This is a genomic window from Paenarthrobacter sp. 4246 (assembly GCF_040546855.1).
Lineage (GTDB): Bacteria > Actinomycetota > Actinomycetes > Actinomycetales > Micrococcaceae > Arthrobacter.
Map to the genome: position 1 here is coordinate 380239 of NZ_JBEPOP010000003.1, position 19558 is coordinate 399796.

At 62.0% G+C, this 19558-nt stretch carries 16 protein-coding genes; 2 read left to right on the plus strand and 14 right to left on the minus strand.

What is annotated here, in order from left to right; translation table 11 throughout:
* Positions 1 to 109: 109 nt before the first annotated feature.
* From secG to ABIE35_RS07190, 14 genes are all read right to left on the minus strand, one after another.
* Positions 110 to 367, minus strand: coding sequence for a preprotein translocase subunit SecG (secG, locus tag ABIE35_RS07125; protein ID WP_024821019.1), 258 nt, complete (start codon positions 365 to 367; stop codon positions 110 to 112).
* A 36-nt stretch (positions 368 to 403) separates the two neighbouring features.
* Positions 404 to 1219 carry a triose-phosphate isomerase gene (gene tpiA, locus ABIE35_RS07130; protein ID WP_354513572.1) on the minus strand — a complete coding sequence of 272 codons (816 nt, stop codon included), beginning with the start codon at positions 1217 to 1219 and terminating at the stop codon, positions 404 to 406.
* A 74-nt stretch (positions 1220 to 1293) separates the two neighbouring features.
* A complete protein-coding gene (locus ABIE35_RS07135) occupies positions 1294 to 2520 on the minus strand; it encodes a phosphoglycerate kinase (RefSeq protein WP_354513574.1) in 1227 nt (408 codons plus the stop codon).
* Between the two features lie 9 nt (positions 2521 to 2529).
* A complete protein-coding gene (gene gap / locus ABIE35_RS07140; protein ID WP_159699760.1) occupies positions 2530 to 3540 on the minus strand; it encodes a type I glyceraldehyde-3-phosphate dehydrogenase in 1011 nt (336 codons plus the stop codon).
* Positions 3541 to 3811: 271 nt separating this feature from the next.
* Entirely contained in the window at positions 3812 to 4435 is a 624-nt protein-coding gene (locus ABIE35_RS07145) for a superoxide dismutase (RefSeq protein WP_354513576.1), read from the minus strand.
* A 175-nt stretch (positions 4436 to 4610) separates the two neighbouring features.
* Positions 4611 to 5591 (minus strand): DNA-binding protein WhiA, encoded by a 981-nt coding sequence (whiA, locus tag ABIE35_RS07150; RefSeq protein ID WP_018777554.1) that lies wholly within the window; start codon positions 5589 to 5591, stop codon positions 4611 to 4613.
* A 9-nt stretch (positions 5592 to 5600) separates the two neighbouring features.
* Positions 5601 to 6617, minus strand: a complete 1017-nt coding sequence (locus ABIE35_RS07155; protein ID WP_207593509.1) for a gluconeogenesis factor YvcK family protein — start codon at positions 6615 to 6617, stop codon at positions 5601 to 5603.
* A complete protein-coding gene (rapZ, locus tag ABIE35_RS07160) occupies positions 6617 to 7540 on the minus strand; it encodes an RNase adapter RapZ (protein WP_089595052.1) in 924 nt (307 codons plus the stop codon). The genes ABIE35_RS07155 and rapZ overlap by 1 nt, the downstream gene beginning before the upstream one ends.
* Before the next feature lie 129 nt (positions 7541 to 7669).
* The gene (uvrC, locus tag ABIE35_RS07165) at positions 7670 to 9685 is read right to left on the minus strand and encodes an excinuclease ABC subunit UvrC (RefSeq protein WP_354513579.1); all 2016 of its coding nucleotides are present in this window, start codon (positions 9683 to 9685) and stop codon (positions 7670 to 7672) included.
* A 58-nt stretch (positions 9686 to 9743) separates the two neighbouring features.
* Positions 9744 to 10412, minus strand: a complete 669-nt coding sequence (locus ABIE35_RS07170) for a lysophospholipid acyltransferase family protein (RefSeq protein WP_089595050.1) — start codon at positions 10410 to 10412, stop codon at positions 9744 to 9746.
* On the minus strand, positions 10399 to 11115 hold the full coding sequence (locus ABIE35_RS07175) for an HAD hydrolase-like protein (RefSeq protein WP_354513581.1): 717 nt from the start codon (positions 11113 to 11115) through the stop codon (positions 10399 to 10401). Before ABIE35_RS07175 ends, ABIE35_RS07170 begins: the two co-directional genes overlap by 14 nt.
* Positions 11116 to 11183: 68 nt before the next feature.
* Positions 11184 to 14111 (minus strand): excinuclease ABC subunit UvrA, encoded by a 2928-nt coding sequence (uvrA, locus tag ABIE35_RS07180; protein WP_354513583.1) that lies wholly within the window; start codon positions 14109 to 14111, stop codon positions 11184 to 11186.
* 65 nt (positions 14112 to 14176) lie between these two features.
* Positions 14177 to 14557: a GntR family transcriptional regulator gene (locus ABIE35_RS07185; protein ID WP_207593504.1), complete on the minus strand. Its 381-nt coding sequence runs from the start codon at positions 14555 to 14557 to the stop codon at positions 14177 to 14179.
* Positions 14558 to 14759: 202 nt separating this feature from the next.
* Complete coding sequence (locus ABIE35_RS07190) at positions 14760 to 15539, minus strand: trans-aconitate 2-methyltransferase (RefSeq protein WP_354513585.1); 780 nt, start codon at positions 15537 to 15539, stop codon at positions 14760 to 14762.
* Between the two features lie 70 nt (positions 15540 to 15609).
* Here ABIE35_RS07190 and ABIE35_RS07195 point away from each other — a divergent pair, with 70 nt between their 5' ends.
* Positions 15610 to 18144 carry a DEAD/DEAH box helicase gene (locus tag ABIE35_RS07195; protein ID WP_354513587.1) on the plus strand — a complete coding sequence of 845 codons (2535 nt, stop codon included), beginning with the start codon at positions 15610 to 15612 and terminating at the stop codon, positions 18142 to 18144.
* A 10-nt stretch (positions 18145 to 18154) separates the two neighbouring features.
* Positions 18155 to 19525 carry a CoA transferase gene (locus tag ABIE35_RS07200; protein WP_354513589.1) on the plus strand — a complete coding sequence of 457 codons (1371 nt, stop codon included), beginning with the start codon at positions 18155 to 18157 and terminating at the stop codon, positions 19523 to 19525.
* The last annotated feature ends 33 nt before the right edge of the window (positions 19526 to 19558 follow it).

The following is a 19558-nucleotide window of genomic DNA, read 5'->3' on the forward strand; positions in this document are numbered from 1 at the left end:
TTCTAATGCGAAGTGCTCGAGGACGGCACTGGGATGGGTAACCGACAAAAAGAGGAGTGGTCCCTTGGCAGGAACCACTCCCCTAGTGACAGATCCGTTGAGGTGGAGACTACGAATCGCCGCCTGAGGTGAAGCGCATGATCAGGCCAAGGCCGATGATGACAGCTCCCCACGTGATACCGAGAATGATGGTGAAGCGGTTCAGGTTGCGCTCGGCTACACCGGACGAACTCAATCCGGAGCTCATTCCGCCACCGAACATGTCGGACAAACCGCCTCCACGTCCCTTGTGCAGGAGGATGAGCAGCGTCAGCAGAAGGCTGGTGATTCCCAGCAAGATCTGCAGAATGACTTGAAGAACGTCCACGACGGCCTTTCGAAGAAGCGGAAAACGGGAGCCGGACTAGTCCGTGACGAGGTGGCTCTCGAACCTGACAATGTTAGCAAACTCAGCGGGGTCCAGGCTCGCGCCACCCACAAGCAATCCGTCAACGTCACTTTCGGCCATGATGGCGGCAGCATTGTTGGCCTTGACGGAGCCGCCATATAGGAGGCGGGTCTTTGCTGCGACGGATTCGTCGAAGAGTTCGGCAAGTTCGGCTCGGATGGCTGCACACATTTCCTGTGCATCCTCCGGACCGGCAACTTCACCCGTGCCGATGGCCCAGACGGGTTCGTAGGCAACCACGAGTTCCGCAGCCTGCTCAGCCGTGAGTCCTTCAACACCGGCGCGCAGTTGGGCAAGAGTGTGCTCCACATGCGTTCCTGCCTGGCGGATCTCAAGGCCTTCGCCGACGCAGAGGACGGGGATGACGCCATGGCGGAACGCAGCTTTTACCTTGGCGTTCAAAATGTCGTCGGACTCGTTGTGGACAGTGCGGCGCTCACTGTGGCCCACCAGGACGTAGGCGCAGCCCAACTTGCTGAGGAACTGACCGGAGATGTCACCGGTGTAGGCTCCGGAGTCGAACTGCGAGAGGTCCTGGCCACCGTAGACGACTTCGAGGTCGTCACCTTGGACCAGCGTCTGGACGCCACGGAGGTCCGTGAACGGCGGGAAGACAGCGACCTCGGCCCGGTTGTAGTCGTGCTTGGCGTCGGACAGCGTCCAAGCGAGCTTCTGCAGCAAGGTGATGCCCTGGACATGGTCCATGTTCATCTTCCAGTTGCCGGCGATGAAAGGTTTGCGGACAAAGTTGCCGTTGGCAGAGGTAGTCACATGAACTCCAAAGAATGCGTTGAAATGTGGAACGGCCGGCAGAACGCGATGGCGTCCTGCCGGCCGGGTGGTACTTAGCGGTCCAGGACGCTCAGGCCGGGAAGTTCCTTGCCTTCAAGGTATTCCAGGCTTGCGCCACCTCCAGTGGAGATGTGTCCGAACTGCGAGTCCTCGAACCCTAGGGTCCGAACGGCTGCGGCGGAATCGCCACCCCCCACGACGGTGAAGGCAACCGTATCCGTCAGCGCCTGGGCAATGGCCCGCGTGCCGCTGGAGAAGGCTTCGAACTCGAAGACACCCATGGGGCCGTTCCAGAAGACGGTCTTGGCGCCTTCGATCTGGGCTGCAAACGCGGAAGCGGACTCCGGTCCGATGTCCAGGCCGATACCGGAAGCTCCGAAAGCGCTGTCCTCGATGGCGTCAGCCCTGACGACCTCGTGGTCTGCATCAGCTGCAAAGCGGCTGGCGACCACTACGTCGGTGGGGATCACGAAGGAGGTACCGGCAGCTGAAGCGCGCTGGAGGTAGTCCTGGACTACGGGGATCTGGTCCTCTTCGAGAAGGCTTCCCGCTACCTTATGGCCTGCTGCAGCCAAGAAGGTGAAGAGCATGCCGCCGCCAACAAGGATGGTGTCCGCTTTGCCCAGGAGGTTCTCGATCACCGCCAGCTTGTCCGAGACCTTGGAGCCACCAAGAACTACGACATATGGGCGCTGCGTGTCCGTGGTGAGCTTCCGGAGAACCTCTACCTCGGTGTGGACGAGGTCCCCCAGATAGGACGGCAAGCGGGTAGCCACGTCATAAACGCTGGCGTGCTTGCGGTGGACCGCTCCAAAGGCATCATCCACAAAAGCGCCGTTGCTTCCCGTGAGGGCGACCAGCTCGTCCGCAAAGGCGCCGCGCTGGGCGTCGTCCTTGCTGGTTTCGCGGGCATCGAAACGAACGTTTTCCAGGATGAGTACGTCACCGTCGTTGAGGCCGGATGAGAGCTCCTTGGCGGAGTCCCCCACCGTATCTGCGGCGAGCTGTACCGGGAAGTCCGCAAGCTCCGCAAGGCGGGCTGCAGCGGGCTTCAGGGAGTACTTGTCTTCAGGAGCGCCCTTGGGGCGTCCCAGGTGTGCGGTAACGAGCACACGGGCACCGGCGTCCGAGAGCTTCTTGAGGACCGGCAGTGAGGCCTTGATGCGGCCGTCGTCGGTCACTGTAGAGCCGTCGAGCGGCACATTCAGGTCACTTCTGACCAGAATGTACCGCCCGCGGACACCTTCAGCGATGAGTTCGTTGAGGGTGTGAGATGTCATGTGTCTACCCTAGCCCAGCTTGGATGCGACGAGCTCCGTGAGGTCTACGAGGCGGTTGGAGTAACCCCACTCGTTGTCGTACCAGGAAACAACCTTGACCTGGTTGCCAATGACCTTGGTGAGGCCGGAGTCGAAGATGGAAGATGCCGGGTCCCCGACGATGTCCGAAGACACGATGGGAGCATCGGTGTAGCTGAGGATGCCAGCGAATTGTTCGGACTCCGCGGCGGCCTTGACTGCTGCGTTGACTTCTTCAACCGTTACTTCGCGGGAAACGGTAACCGTGAGGTCCGTAGCGGAACCCGTGGGGACCGGAACGCGGATTGCGTAGCCGTCCAGCTTGCCCTTGAGCTCCGGCAGGACCAGGCCGATTGCCTTGGCTGCGCCGGTGGACGTAGGAACCATGTTGATGGCGGCGGCGCGGGCGCGGCGGAGATCGCCGTGCGGTCCGTCCTGCAGGTTCTGGTCGGCCGTGTAGGCGTGGACCGTGGTCATGAGGCCACGCTCGATACCGAAGGCGTCGTTCACTACCTTGGCCAGCGGGCCGAGGCAGTTGGTGGTGCAGGAGGCGTTGGAGATGATGTTGTGCGCTGCGGGATCGTAAAGCTCGTGGTTGACGCCCATGACGATGGTGATGTCTTCGTCACTGGCAGGTGCCGAGATCAGGACCTTCTTGGCGCCGGCATCAATGTGCTTCTGGGCTGCTGCGGCCTTGGTGAAGAAGCCGGTGGACTCGATCACGATGTCAACGCCCAAATCGCCCCACGGAAGGTTGGCGGGATCGCGCTCAGCCAGGACCTTGATGGACTTGCCATCGACTACCAGGTTTCCATCGACAACTTCCACGGTCTGGGCGAGGCGTCCACCGACGGAGTCGTACTTCAGGAGGTGGGCGAGAGTTTCGGGGCTGGTGAGGTCGTTGACGGCGACGATCTCCAGGTCTGCGCCCTGGGCCAGTGCTGCGCGGAAGTAGTTACGGCCGATGCGGCCGAAGCCGTTGATACCAATACGGGTGGTCACTATGTGTCAATCTCCTTGGTGCTCTTGCAAGCACGCCTAGTGAGTCGGATTTTTTATTTCCAACTAACAGACCCCGCACGTCTTTGGGCAGAGGTGATTATCAGATCGGAGGGCGACCAGCCACGTTGCTGAAGGCTAACCGCCTTCCGTGATCCATCTTACGTTTAACTAAGCCTGCCCCCGCAACTGCGGAGGCAGGCTTTCCAGCATTTGGCCCCAATTCACGCAAAAAGTGACTTTTGTTACATCGGCGTGAACCGGGGCTCACCAACTAAAGGACGATGAGGCCCGTGGCGTTGGCGCGCGCGGCTTCGAAGCGCTTCGCAACGTCCGCCCAGTTGACGATGTTCCAGAAGGCCTTGACGTAGTCAGCCTTGACGTTGACGTAGTCCAGGTAGAAGGCGTGCTCCCACATGTCCAGCATCAGCAGCGGCGTGGTGCCTACTGCAACGTTGCCCTGCTGATCGTAAAGCTGCTCGATGAGCAGGTTGCCCCCGATGGGCTCGTACGCCAGGAAAGCCCATCCGGAACCCTGCAAACCAAGTGCGGCAGCGCTGAACTGTGCACGGAAAGCGTCGAACGAACCAAAAGCGTCGTCGATGGCTGCTGCGAGCTCATCTTCGGGCTTGTCGCCGCCGTCCGGGGAGATGTTGTTCCAGAAAACGGAGTGGTTGATGTGTCCGCCGGTGTGGAACGCGAGGTCCTTGGAGAGACGGTTGATGTTGGCGTAGTCACCCTTCTCGCGGGCATCGGCCAGCTGGGACAGGGCATTGTTGGCGCCTGCGACGTAAGCAGCATGGTGCTTGCTGTGGTGCAGCTCCATGATCTTTGCCGAAATGTGCGGCTCGAGTGCTGCATAGTCATAGCCGAGCTCGGGCAGAACGTACTCTGTCACGAAATCCTCCAATGTAATGGACTGACGTCCGGGTTGGTAACTCTCGTTAATATCATCCGGCCAGCACGCTGGCCGGAAATCCTTGGCGAAGAAGCCTGCTCTTGCCTCCATCGGGAACAACCCCGGGGGGCCTTGCAGTATTTCCTTCCCGCATTTTTGATTCTATGGGTGCGGACTACTCGTCCATCATTTCCGGAGTCACATTTGCCTCAGTACCCGGGATGCCCAGGTCAAGGGCACGTTTATCCGCCATGGCGAGCAGGCGGCGGATGCGACCCGCAATTGCGTCCTTGGTCATGGGCGGATCCGCGAGGCGTCCGAGTTCGTCCAGGCTGGCCTGCTTGTGGGCAACACGGAGCTCTCCGGCGTATTTGAGGTGGTCCGGTACGTCGTCCCCGAGGATTTCGAGGGCACGGTCCACCCTGGCACCCGCGGCCACTGCCGCCTGGGCAGAGCGGCGCAGGTTGGCGTCGTCAAAGTTGGCAAGCCTGTTGGCCGTCGCACGGACTTCCTTGCGCATGCGCCGCTCTTCCCAAACCATCAGGGCGTCATGGGCCCCCATGCGGGTCAGGAGGGCAGCAATCGTGTCTCCGTCACGGATGACCACACGGTCCACTCCGCGCACCTCACGGGCCTTGGCCTGGATGCCGAGCCGCCTGGCAGCTCCTACGAGCGCCAGCGCTGACTCGGGGCCGGGGCAAGTAACTTCCAGCGAGGAAGAACGTCCCGGCTCGGTGAGGGAACCGTGGGCAAGGAACGCTCCCCGCCAGACAGCCTCGGCGTCTGCAGCCGAGCCGTTGACCACCACCGAGGGCAGTCCCCGCACCGGGCGTCCGCGTCCGTCCAGCAGGCCCGTTTGGCGGGCGAGTGCTTCACCGTCCCGGACCACACGGACAACGTAGCGGCTTCCCCGGCGCAGGCCGCCGCCGGAAACGACGATGATTTCGCTCTGGTGGCCGTACACTTCGGCGATCGCTGCCCGGAGGCGGCGTGCCGTGGAAGCGAGATCGACTTCAGCTTCGATGACGATCCTGCCTGAAATGATGTGCAGGCCGCCCGCGAAGCGCAGCATTGCCGAAACTTCAGCCTTCCGGACCGAAGATTTTTTGATGTCCAGCCGGGACAGTTCGTCCTTGACCGACGCAGTAAGTGCCATCGCGTATTCCTAACTGTTCCCGAAAATATCGTGGTACGCCGCTGCCAGCAGCAGTGGATCATGGACGGGGCGGCGCCTCGACGCCCCTACTCTACCCAACACCACTTCGGCCCCGATCATCCCCGCGGCCTTCTCAAAGGCTTTGAGATCCTGGATTGCAGCAGGATCCGCAAGGACCACATCGACGCTGAACTCAGGTGCATAGCGGCGCAGGACGTCCAGATGGTCTGCGGCTGTCATACCTGAGGTTTCCTTGGTTTCGACGTCAAGGTTCATGGTGAGGCAACGCTTCGCAGCGGTGTCGCCCAGGGCTTGGCGCAGCTCAGGCAGCAGCAGATGCGGCAGGACCGAGGTGTACCAGGAGCCGGGTCCAAGAATGACCCAGTCAGCCAGTTCGATGGCCGTCAGGGCTTCTGTGCAGGCAGGGGCATCCTCAGGCAGCAGCCTGACGTCTTCAAGCTTGCCCGCCACAGCGCATTTGGCCTGGCCCCGGACGGTACGCAGTTCCTGGCCGCCCCCCGGAAGGTCAATGTGGGCCTGTCCCTCAATGGTGAGCGGAACACTGGACATGGGAAGTACCTGGCCCCGGGCTCCCAGCAGGGCGCCGGCCCACTTCAGGCCGGCAACCGTATCTCCCAAGAGCTCCCACAGGGTCACGATCAGCAGATTGCCCATGGCGTGATGGTCCAGTGAGCCGCCTTTGGCGGACCCGGCATTGAAACGGTGCTGCATGACGTCCCGCCAGGTCCGGCCCCAGTCGGTATCGTCGCACAGGGCGCTGAGCGCCATCCGCAGGTCCCCGGGCGGAAGGACGCCGTACTCCTCGCGGAGACGCCCGGACGAGCCGCCGTCGTCCGCTACTGTGACGATTGCCGTCAGCTCGGAGGTGAGCAAGCGCAGTGCCGACAGCGACGCCGCCAGTCCGTGGCCGCCACCCAAAGCAACCACTGACGGACTTTTCTTCTGCTGGCTGCCGGGGACGCCTTTGGGCGGAATCAAGGGCAGCGGGCCAGTGAGGACGCCCACTACTCGCGTCCCAGGTCACGGTGGGTGGTGGTGACGGTGACGCGGGGATACTGCGCCAATCGCTTGGAAAGTTCGACGGCGACCGCCACTGAACGGTGCTTGCCTCCGGTGCAGCCAACAGCCAAGGTGGCATAGTGCTTGTTCTCCTGGCGGTAGCCGTCCAGGACAGGCTCCAAAGCCCGGACGTACCTGTCCACGAACTCGTGCACGCCGTCGGCCGCAAGCACGTAATTGCTGACGTCCTCATCCAGCCCTGTATGGGGCCGAAGCTTGGGAACCCAATGCGGGTTGGGAATGAAGCGGGCATCGGCCACGAAGTTGGCATCCACGGGAAGCCCATACTTGAATCCAAAGCTCATGACGTTCAGGCGCAGGGTCACCGGGCCTGTGTCGCTGAACAGTTCGGTGATGGCTGTTGCCAGGCCGTGGACATTGAAGTCGGACGTGTCCAGCACGACGTCGGCATGCTCGCGCAGTTCCCGCAGGACTTCGCGCTCGACCCCGATGCCATCAAGGATCCTGCCGCCGCCCTGCAGGGGATGCGGACGGCGTCCCTGCTCAAAACGGCGGACCAGGACGTCGTCATTGGCATCCAGGAAGAGCACCCGGAAGGTGATGCCGCTGGCGCTGAGCGCGCCCAGCGCCGTCTGGATGTCAGTGAAGAGGTCCTTGCTGCGGACGTCCACCACCACTGCCAGCTTGGGAATTGATTTCGGAGCATGCGAGACGATTTCGGCCAGGGTTCCCAGCATCTGCGGCGGGAGGTTGTCCACCACATACCAGCCGTGGTCTTCCAAGGCATCCGAGGCCGTACTGCGTCCTGCCCCGGACATGCCGGTGACTACCAGCAGTTCCGCCTCCGGGGGCTTGACGGGCGTGAGGCCGTCCTGCTCCGTTCCGGACCCTGCCGTTGCCTCATCCATGAGTTGTTCCCCGTTTCGTCCGAAGTGGTGTTTACAGCCTGAGGTGCCCTCCCGTTGGGTCAGTGCACCCTCGATATGTTCAATGGCCGGTGACCGCTGACGCGGCCATCGGCCAAGTTCTAACCCTAGCTAAGATTCAAGGATTTCGCCGGTGGTCATGTTGATCGCCGGGACTGCCCCGGCGGAGTCTTCCGTGGAACCCAGGTGTTGAACCACGGCAGCTGCCAACGCAGGGCCAATGCCTTTGGCAGACGTGAGCTCTTCGACGGAAGCCGCCTTGATCTTTTTAAGCGAGCCGAAGTGTGCCACTAAAGCCTTGCGCTTGGCTTCACCCAGGCCCGGAACGCCGTCAAGGACCGATACCGTCATGGCCTTCCCGCGCTTCTGCCGATGGAAAGTGATGGCGAACCTATGGGCTTCGTCACGGATCCGTTGAAGCAGATACAGTCCCTGCGACGTCCTCGGCAGGATGACCGGGAAGTCGCTGTCCGGCAGCCAGACTTCTTCCAGGCGCTTGGCAAGGCCCACGACGTAGACGTCGTCGATGCCGAGCTCCGCCAACGCCCGCTTGGCAGCGTTGACCTGCGGCTGGCCGCCGTCCACCACCACCAGGTTGGGCGGGTAGGCGAACTTGGCCTTGGGGGCCGGCATAGTGGGGTCCGACGGCGGGGCTTCGGTGTTGCTCTTGGCTCCCGCACGCGTCGGGTTAACGATCTCGCCGGACACCACGGGGACCTGGGCAGCCTTGTCCGTCAGATAATGCCGGAACCGCCGGGTCAGGACGTCGTGCATGGCCGCGGTATCGTCAGCTGCCGCTGCGCCCGTGATGGAGAACTTGCGGTAGTCCGCCTTCTTGGGCAGGCCGTCCTCCACCACCACCATGGAGGCCACCACGTTGGTGCCCTGCACATGCGAGATATCGAAGCACTCTATCCGCAGCAAGGGAACCGGGATATCCAGGGCTTCCTGCAATTCCTGAAGTGCCACGGAGCGGACAGTGATGTCGCCGGCCCTGCGGGTCTTGTGCAGTTTGAGGGCCTGTTCGGCGTTCTCGCGCACTGTGGACATCAGGGCGGCCTTGTCACCACGCTGGGGCACGCGGATGTCCACCTTGGCACGACGCAGCCCGCCCAGCCACTCAGTGAGTTCGGCATGGTTGCTGGGCGCTTCCGGCACCAGGACTTCCCGGGGAATCCGGCCCTGGACCTCGCTGTCCTCTCCGTAGACCTGCTGCAGCAAATGTTCGATCAACTCAGGGGTCGTGGCGTCCTCGACCTTCTCGACTACCCAGCCACGCTGTCCGCGGACCCGGCCACCGCGGACGTGGAAGACCTGCACGGAAGCCTCCAGTTCGTCGTCGTGGAGGGCGAAAACGTCAGCGTCGGTATCTTCGGCGAGGACCACGGCATTGCGCTCAAAAACTTTCCGGAGCGCGATGATGTCGTCCCTGAGCCCGGCAGCCCGCTCATAGTCGAGTTCGGCGACGGCTGCTGCCATGTCCTTTTCCAAGCGGCCTATAAAGCGTTTCGCTTCGCCGCCCATGAAGGCACAGAAGTCCTCGGCGAGGTTGCGGTGTTCGTCCGGACTCACACGGCCGACGCAAGGGGCCGAACATTTGTCGATGTAACCGAGCAGGCAAGGACGTCCGCTGGATTCCGCGCGCTTGAAGACGCCCGCGCTGCAGCTGCGGACCGGGAAAACCCTCAAGAGGGTGTCCATCGTTTCGCGGATGGCGCCCGCGGTGTAGGGGCCGAAGTACCTGGTGCCCTTCCTGCGCTCGCCCCGCATGACCTGCACCCGCGGGTACTTCTCCCCCATGGTGACGGCAAGGTAGGGATAGGTTTTGTCGTCGCGGAAGACTACGTTGAAGCGCGGCTTGAATTCTTTGATCCACGTGTATTCCAGCTGCAACGATTCCAGCTCGCTGCCCACTACGGTCCATTCGACGCTGCTGGCCGCATGCACCATGGCATAGGTCTTGGGAAGCAGCCCTGCAGGGTTGGCAAAGTAGGAATTAAGCCTGGACCTGAGGTTCTTTGCCTTGCCTACGTAGATGACCCGGCCATGGGGGTCGCGGAATCGATAGACGCCCGGGGTGGTAGGAATCTCACCTGTTTGGGGCCGGTAACTTGCTGGATCTGCCACGTTTCCAGTCTAGTGAACCGGAACGACAACCAATGCCACGTCTTCGCGGCGGCAGCTGCTAGTCGACGGATTTGCTCTGGTTGTAGCTTGCAGAGCGTTCCTGGCCGCTCAGCACGGCGATGGCGTCCATGATTCTATCGGTGACTTCACGCCGTGCCGGAAGCGAGTGGTCCGGCCCGGTCTTCTCGAAATAGAGCGGTTCGCCAACCTTCATGGTGAAGTGCTGCGGCCTTACTGCGTTCTTGTCCGCAGGCTGGAGCTTTTCGGTTCCGATCAGGCCCACGGGAATGACGGGCGCGCCTGTGGTCAGGGCAAGCCATCCCACGCCCGTACGTCCACGGTAAAGGATCCCATCGCGGGACCTGGTGCCCTCGGGGTAGATGCCGATGCCCTTGCCTGACTCGAGGATGTCCAGCAAGGTCTTGAGCGCCTGCACGCTGGCAGCCTGCTCGCCGCGCTCCACCGGAATGGATCCCACAGCTTCGAAGAAGGACTTCATCACGGCGCCTTTGACGCCCTTGGTGGTGAAGTACTCGGCCTTGGCGAAAAAGGCGACCGGACGCGGCATCAGAGCCTGGACGATCACGCTGTCAAGGAAGGAAAGGTGGTTGGGTGCCACAATGAAGGGCCCCTCTTTGGGAACGTTCTCCAAACCAATGACAGTAGGCCGGCACGTGGATGAAATCAGTCCACGGGTAGTCCACCGGATCGCATCAAAGACTGCCATCGTTTTGTACCTCGCTCAGGGCTGCCGCACGGACAGCGTCAAGTTCTTCAATTTTGGTCCGCAACTCGGCCGCGGTTTGCACTACGGCCACAGCGCCGGCTTCTTCGAGTTCTCCGTCCGGGGCGAATCCCCAAGCCACCCCGATGCAATCCAGGCCGTTTGCCATGGCCCCTGCAACGTCCTGATGTCTGTCTCCCACCATCACCGCCGGCTGTGAATGCAGGTCAGCCAGGGCTGCCCCAACAATTTCGACCTTGCCGGATGCCGTATTCGCTTCCAAGGACTCGTCGTCCGCCGCCCCGCGAATGGACACGAAGAAATCGGCAATCTTATGGTGCTCGAGGACGAGCCTCGCAATGGAGTTCGGCTTTTGAGTAGCCACTGCTACAGTCCGGCCGGATTCAGCAAAGTACTCAAGAAGTTCCAAGATTCCGGGGTAAAGCCTGCTCTGCCCGATACCCGTTTCCTTGTAATGGCGCCGGTAACGCTCAATGGTTTCATTGACCAGAGCTTCCGGGACATTGGCCAAATGCAGCAGGGAATCGCTGAGCTTGGGACCCACCATGGAATTCAGCACGGCCTGTTCAGGAACGGGAAGGTTCAATTCACGGAGGGCCGCGGAGATTCCTCCCGTGATACCGCCGGCTGGATCGACAAGGGTGCCGTCCAGATCGAAAATTACGGGCACCGTTGTTTGAGTCACCGGGTTAGTTTCTCACGAGTAGCGGCATGCCTGAAACTCGCATGCCGCTACCGGAATACTTCTGGCGATTATCCGAGAATCTCGGCCAGGAAGGTGGCCGTGTGGCTGTCCGTGGATTTCGCCACCTGTTCGGGTGTTCCCGTGGCAACAATCTTTCCGCCACCCGAGCCACCATTGGGGCCCAGATCCACAATCCAGTCCGCGGACTTGATGACGTCGAGGTTGTGCTCAATGGTGATGACCGTATTGCCTTTGTCCACCAAGCCCTGAAGCACCATAAGGAGCTTTCGGATGTCCTCGAAGTGCAGGCCCGTGGTGGGTTCGTCCAAAACATAGATGCTGCGCCCATTGGAGCGCTTCTGCAGCTCTGCTGCAAGCTTCACGCGCTGGGCCTCGCCACCGGACAACGTGGTTGCCGGCTGTCCCAGACGTACGTAGCCAAGGCCAACGTCCACCAGAGTAGTCAAGTGGCGGGCAATCGGGGTGAAGGCAGCAAAGAACTCCGCACCCTCCTCAATGGGCATGTTGAGGACATCGGCAATGGTTTTGCCCTTGTAGTGAACTTCAAGGGTTTCCCGGTTGTACCGGGCACCATGGCACACCTCGCAAGGAACATAGACGTCCGGCAGGAAGTTCATCTCGATCTTCAAGGTGCCGTCGCCTGAACACGCCTCGCAGCGACCGCCCTTGACGTTGAATGAGAACCGTCCGGGCTGATATCCACGAACCTTGGCTTCGATGGTCTCGGCGAAGAGCTTGCGGATGTTATCGAACACCCCGGTGTACGTCGCGGGGTTGGAGCGGGGAGTACGGCCGATGGGGCTTTGATCGACGTGGACCACCTTGTCCAGGTGTTCCAGGCCGGCCACAGTCCGGTGCCGTCCTGCCACTTGCTTGGCGCCATTGAGCTTATTGGCGAGGACCTTGTAGAGGATCTCGTTGACCAGTGTGGACTTGCCGGAACCGCTGACGCCGGTCACCGCAGTAAAGAGCCCCAGCGGGAACGTGGCATCGACATTGTTGAGGTTGTTCTCACGGGCACCAACAACCTTGAGCTCACGCTTCTTGTCATACTTACGGCGTTTGGTGGGAACGTCGATCTTCCGGCGTCCCGACAGGTAGTCACCCGTCAGGGAATCCGTGTTCTCCAGCAGCTCCTTGTAGGTGCCTGAATGCACCACCTGGCCTCCGTGCTCACCAGCGCCTGGTCCGATGTCCACCACCCAGTCGGCCTCGTGGATGGTGTCTTCGTCATGCTCCACCACAATCAGCGTGTTGCCGAGGTCCCGGAGGCGGGTGAGGGTTTCGATGAGTCGCCGGTTGTCACGCTGGTGGAGGCCGATGGACGGCTCGTCAAGGACATACAGGACGCCCACCAGGCCCGAACCGATCTGGGTTGCCAGCCGGATGCGCTGGGCCTCTCCACCGGACAGGGTTCCTGACGGCCGCTCGAGGTTGAGGTATTCCAACCCCACGTCCAGAAGGAAGGTCAGGCGGGCCTGGATCTCCTTCAGCACCTGGTTGGCGATTTGCGCTTCCCTGCTGGTGAGGGTCAGGCTGCCGAGGAACTCTGCGCACTCGCGCATCGGCATGGCAGCAACGGCTGCGATCGACTTGCCGTTGATCAGCACGGACAACGATGCCGGGTTGAGGCGTGCACCATTGCACTCAGGGCAGGGAATCTGGCGCATGTACTCTTCGTACCGGTCACGGGCCCAGTCGGAGTCGGTTTCACCGTGCTTTCGGTGAACGTACTGAATGGCGCCTTCAAAGCCCGTGCTGTACTTGCGTTCACGGCCAAAACGGTTCTTGTACTGGACAACAACCTTGTGGTCCTTGCCATGCAGCACGGTGTTCCGGACTTCTTTGGAGAGCTTCTCCCAAGGTGTCTTCATGGAGAAACCGAGCTCATGGGCCAGGCCCTCAAGGAGGCGGTTCCAGTACTCAGTGGTTGCCGTTCCCAAGGACCACGGGGCAATGGCGCCTTCGCCCAAGGAGAGCTCAGGATTGGGGACGATGAGTTCTTCGTCCACTTCGAGCTTGGTTCCGATGCCGCTGCAGGCCGAGCAGGCACCAAAGGGGTTGTTGAAGGAGAACGAGCGGGGCTCAATCTCATCGATCGCCAAAGGATGCTCGTTGGGGCAGGCGAGATTCTCGGAGAAAGCCCGGATACGACCGGGATCCGCGGCGTCAAGATCCACGAACTCCACCAGGACACGGCCCTCCGCCAGGCCCAGGGCGGTCTCCACGGAATCTGTGAGCCGCTGGCTGATCTCTTCCTTGACCACCAAGCGGTCAACCACCACTTCGATGGTGTGCTTGAACTGCTTCCCCAGCTTGGGAGGATCGCTCAGTTGGACAAGCTCGCCGTCAACGCGTGCCCGGGAATAGCCCTTGGCGGTCAGTTCCTTGAACAGGTCAACGAACTCGCCCTTGCGTCCGCGGACCACCGGGGCGAGGACCTGGAAACGGGTGCCCGTCTCAAGCTCCAGAAGCTGGTCGACGATCTGCTGCGGTGTCTGGCGCGCGATGGGTTCGCCACAGACAGGGCAGTGCGGGCGGCCGACGCGGGCCCACAGCAACCGCATGTAGTCGTAGATCTCGGTGATGGTGCCCACGGTGGAACGCGGGTTCTTGCTGGTGGATTTCTGGTCGATGGAGACCGCAGGCGACAATCCCTCGATGAAGTCGACATCAGGCTTGTCTACCTGGCCAAGGAACTGGCGCGCGTAAGCGGACAGCGACTCTACGTAGCGGCGCTGCCCCTCGGCGAAGATGGTGTCGAAAGCCAACGATGACTTACCGGAACCCGAGAGTCCCGTGAACACGATCATGGCATCGCGCGGAAGGTCGAGGTCCACGTTGCGCAGGTTGTGCTCCCGGGCACCCTTGACCACCAGCCGCGAGAGGTCTGGCCTCGCGGGTTTGGAGTCAGGAACCACAGGGATGCTGTTCGGGGATTCGATGGCGGTATCTTCAGCTAAGGCTTTGGGCACTTACCAATGCTAATCGAAAACTTCTTCGAATTTCCATGTCGTGCCTCACATGCTACCGATCGGTATCAATCCGCGTCATACGCTGCGGCGAGAAGCTGGACTGCCTCGGCGAAAGAGGCGCCCTGTGCCTTCGCAGCGGACGCATACTGCCCGGCCACCTCGGCCAGCGCTCCCCAGCGATCGTCCCGTGCACAGACCACGGTGCCGTTCCGACCGCGGGTTGCCACGACGCCCGCGGCTTCCAGTTCTTTGTAGGCCCGGGCGACGGTGTGGGGTGCGACGTCCAGTACGCCGGCCAGATTGCGCACGGGTGGAAGTTTCGCTCCAACCGCCAGGACTCCCGAGTCAGCGAGCTCGATGATCCGCAACCTTAACTGTTCAAAGAGGGCGACAGCGCTGGTGGTGTTGGGCCGCCAGGTGCCCGGGAAATCGCCGGTGGGAGTCACAACGATCTCCGCCTTGGTGCCGGCATGTAGCGGGGCGTTTGATGTCGGAAGCGTCCTTGGTCCATGCCGAGAATTAGACCAGCGACGACGGCAGTGGACAAGCCATGACGACAGGCACATCCACATCGAGGACCAGGCAGATCACCACGCAGCTCACGGCGCAAGAAGGTCGCTGCCTCCCCTCCCGGGGAATCCAACGGCGTCACGCGTTCTTCCGTGCCACGGCAAAAATGCGTCGAAACGGATAGACGGTTCCATGGCTTGTTGCGGGATAGGCCTCGCGCAGCATTGCGGCGTACTCCGTCTCGAAGTCGGCAGCTTCTTCAGAGGACAATGCCGCCAACACAGGACGGAGCCCTGTGCCGCGGACCCATTGCAGGACCGGGTCACTGCCCGGCAGTACCTGCTGGTAGGTGGTCTCCCAAGCGTCAGCCGAGCATCCGGCGTCGAGCATTATTTCCAAGTAGTCCGCCGGACTGCCGACTGCACCCTCATGTCGGAGAACGCCGCCCAGCCGGGCCGACCACCGGGGCGATTCCGCGAGGTGCCGCATCAGCGTGTGGGAGGACGACGTGAAATTGCCGGGAACCTGCAGGGCAAACCATGCACCGGGCTGCAGGGCCCGCAGCCAGCCGGCCAACAATTCCAGATGGCCGGGGACCCATTGAAGGGCTGCATTGCTGATAACAACATCTGTCTCGGCGTCGGGCGACCACTTCGCGATATCGCCCTGTGTAAATTCCAGATGCTTGAACCGCTGCGTAAGGGCGTCTGCTTGACCGAGCATCTCCGCAGAGGAGTCCAGGCCAACAATGCGGGCGCCGGGCCAGCGCTCGGTGAGCGTAGCAGTAAGGTTTCCCGGGCCACAGCCGAGGTCCACTACCGTGCGGGGTTCACTGGCCTGGACCCTCGCGACGAGGTCGTGGAATGGACGGTCCCTATGGTTTCCGAATTCCACATACTTGGACGGATCCCACTTCATCAAAGCCTCCTCGCATCTGCCACCATTGCTGGGCCGAGCCTAAACCGTGCGGGCACTAAGCTGGAAACCAATGAAACTTCTTGAGCAGCTTCCCGGTTCCACCGCCACCGGTCCCCTGGACCCGGACGAAATCTACACACGGTTCGTGGAGTGGACCGAAACCCGCGGGCTGCAGCTGTACCCGGCCCAGGACGAAGCGATCATGGAGCTTGCCTCCGGCGCCAACGTCATCCTCGCCACCCCCACGGGCTCCGGAAAATCGTTGGTGGCCATCGCGGCACACTTCGAGGCGATGGCACGGGGCCAGCGGAGCTACTACACGGCTCCGATCAAGGCACTGGTGTCCGAAAAGTTCTTTGCCCTCTGTGACATCTTTGGCGCGGAAAACGTGGGAATGATTACCGGCGATTCCGGCGTCAACCAGGACGCCCCGATCATCTGCTGCACCGCTGAAATCCTGGCCAACATTGCCCTCCGTGAAGGCTCGACGGCGGAGCTCGGCTCGGTGGTCATGGACGAATTCCATTTCTACTCCGATCCTCAGCGCGGTTGGGCGTGGCAGGTACCCCTGCTGGAACTTCCCCAGGCCCAGTTCCTCCTCATGTCCGCAACCCTGGGCGACGTCACACGCTTCGAAACCGGGTTGACCGAACTCACTGGCCGGCCCACCACCACAGTGAGCTCAGCGGAACGTCCCATTCCGCTGCACTACTACTACCACCTGACACCGGTCCACGAGAGCCTGGAAGAACTGCTCTCCACCAAGCAGGTTCCGGTGTACGTGGTCCACTTCAGCCAGGCCGAAGCCATTGAGCGTGCCCAGAACCTTATGAGCATCAACATGTGCAGCCGCGCGGAGAAGGACCGGATCGCTGAGCTCATCGCTGGATTCCGGTTCGCCGCCGGCTTCGGAAAAACCCTCAACCGGCTGGTCCGTCACGGCATCGGTGTCCACCATGCCGGCATGCTCCCTAAATACCGCCGGCTGGTGGAGCAACTGGCCCAGGCCGGCCTGCTGAAGGTCATCTGCGGTACCGACACCTTGGGGGTGGGCATCAACGTGCCCATCCGGACCGTGTTGTTGACTGCTTTGAGTAAGTACGACGGCGTACGCACCAGATCGCTTAACTCACGTGAGTTCCACCAGATTGCCGGACGCGCCGGTCGCGCGGGGTACGACACCGCCGGCACAGTGGTAGTCCAGGCCCCGGACCATGTGGTGGAGAACACCAAAGCGATGGCCAAGGCAACTGCCAAGTTTGGCGATGACCAGAAAAAGTTGCGCCAGGTGGTGAAGAAGAAACCTCCTGAAGGATTCGTCTCCTGGGGTGAACCCACGTTCAAACGGCTGGTGGAGTCCGTGCCTGAGCCACTCACGTCCAGCTTCACCGTGACGCACGCAATGCTCCTGAACCTCATGGAACGCCCGGGTGACCCGTTCCAGGCAACCCGGCGCTTGCTCAGCGAGAACCACGAGAACCGCGCAGCCCAGCTCAAACTCATGAAGAAGGCTTTGGGGATTTACCGCGAACTGCTGGCCGCAGGTGTGGTTGAACGGATCCCGGAGGAGGAGCAGGAAGTTGAGGGGCGCTCCGTACGCCTGACAGTGCACCTGCAAGCAAACTTCGCCCTGAACCAGCCGCTCTCCCCCTTCGCTCTGGCCGCCTTGGAGTTGCTCGATCCCGAGTCGCCGTCCTACGCCCTGGACGTGGTCTCCGTGATCGAGTCAACCTTGGAGAAGCCCCGCCAGATTCTTTCGGCGCAGCAGAAAAAGGCACGCGGCGAGGCAGTTGCGGCCATGAAAGCCGATGGCATCGAGTACGACCAGCGGATGGCCATGCTTGACGAAGTTACGTACCCCATGCCTTTGGCGGAGATCCTCGGCGAAGCCTTTGAGGTATACCGCAAGGCCGCGCCGTGGGTGGGTGACTTTGAGCTGGCGCCGAAATCGATCATCCGGGACATGTACGAGCGCGCCATGAATTTTGGGGAGTTCGTTCAGTTCTATGGCTTGGCACGCTCGGAGGGCATCGTCCTGCGCTACCTGGCGGACGGGTTCCGGGCGCTCCGGCAGACCGTTCCCCAGGATTCGCTGCGTGAGGACCTGGAAGACCTGATTGCGTGGCTGGGAGAACTGGTCCGCCAGGTTGATTCCAGTCTGCTGGACGAATGGGAAGAGCTCACTTCGGGGCTTGCCCCCACACCACACGACGCTCCCCCTCCTCCGCCGCCGCTCCTGACGACCAACATCCGGGCTTTCCGTGTGATGGTCAGGAACGAAATGTTCCGCCGGGTTGAACTTTTTGCGGACGAAGACTCTACGACACTGGGTGAGCTGGATGGCGATGCCGGCTGGGACGCAGAACGCTGGGAAGAAGTCCTGGATGACTACTTCGATGAACACGACGACATCGGCACGGGTCCTGATGCCCGTGGCCCGGGACTGCTCATCATCACCGAGGAACCCGGCACGTGGAAAGTGCGGCAGATCTTCGATGATCCCGCCGGCAACCATGACTGGGGAATCTCGGCCGAAGTGGACCTGGCCGCATCCGACGAGACCGGTACCGCAGTGGTCCGGGTGACAGACGCCAACAGGCTCTAGGCCAACCGCTGTGGAACCGGTCCCGGACCTGACTGGCAGCCTGCGGTTGCTGGACGCCTTCAGTACTGCAGAGCCGGCAGCCTGCATCGGTCCACGCTGGTGGTGGGGTGGCAGCCTGGACGTCGAAGGGCTCGCGTTGGGGTCCGTCCAGGCAGCAGCCACTGCCCTCGAATTCCTGACGGGCTCTACGGGACGATACGCGGTGTCGTCAGAACTGACGGCAGCCTCTTTTGATTCGTTGGGGCACCTGAGGATCTCGGGCCGGAAACCCGAAGGTTTTGCTCCGATGTCCGGGTTCCGTCCCACCGCAGATGGTTGGATCCGTCTGCATGCCAACTACCCGCACCATGCGGCGCGGCTGATGGAAACGCTCCGGACTACGACGCCCGATGGGCTTGACCGGGCGTTGCGTTCCATGACCGCACTGGAGGCAGAGATGGCCATCACCGCCGGGAGGGGTGTTGCTGCGGCCGTCCGTACCCGGGAGGAGTGGACTGCCACACCAATGCATGTCGCGGCAAGCACGGGTCCGTGGATCGGATTCACCTGTCCTGCATCGCAGGATGAGACTCCGCGGCCGTCGTCGTGGATTCCCTCAACGGACCCGTTCCGGCCCTTGTCAGGACTCAAGGTCCTGGACTTGACCCGTGTCATAGCCGGACCCACGGCCACGCGACTTCTGGGCGCCCTGGGTGCGGATGTCCTGCGGATCGATCCGCCGGGTCTTCCTGAGCTCACTGATGCCTTTGTTGACTCCGGGTTCGATAAGCGCAGCGCCGAAGCCGACCTCAACAATGCCGGGGCCTTGGAAGTGGTGCACCGTCTGCTTTCGGCGGCCGACGTCGTAGTGACCGGCTACCGCTACGGTGGACTGGACAGATTCGGCTTGAACCCGGACGCGATGCTGGCCGCCAGGCCTGATCTGGTGGTGGTGACATTGAGCGCCTGGGGCAGCTCAGGACCGTGGAATGGCCGGCGCGGCTTCGACAGCCTGGTCCAGGCAGCCTGCGGAATCGCTGAGCGATACGGATATGAGGACGACGGGTGGACACCCGGCGCGCTGCCCGTCCAGGCACTGGATCACGCAACGGGGTATGGGATCGCTGCAGCCGCCCTGGCTCTCCTGTCCGAACGACTCCACACAGGACAAGGAGGATCGGCGCACGTTTCCCTGGCCCGCACGGCGGAAGTGCTCTTCAGCCTGCCTTTGCGCGAGCCCGCCAGCAGCGTCGGCGGAGTGCCCATTCCGGACTTTCATCTGATGGACAGCCCTTATGGGCCACTTCGCTTCGTAGGGCCGCCCCTGACCATGGACGGTGTTCCCCTCCAGTACGGCAAGGCGCCGGTGAAGTATGGAACGTCCGCCTTGGCTTGGCAGTAAGAACCGGGAGCGGCAGGTACGGCTCGCCTAGTA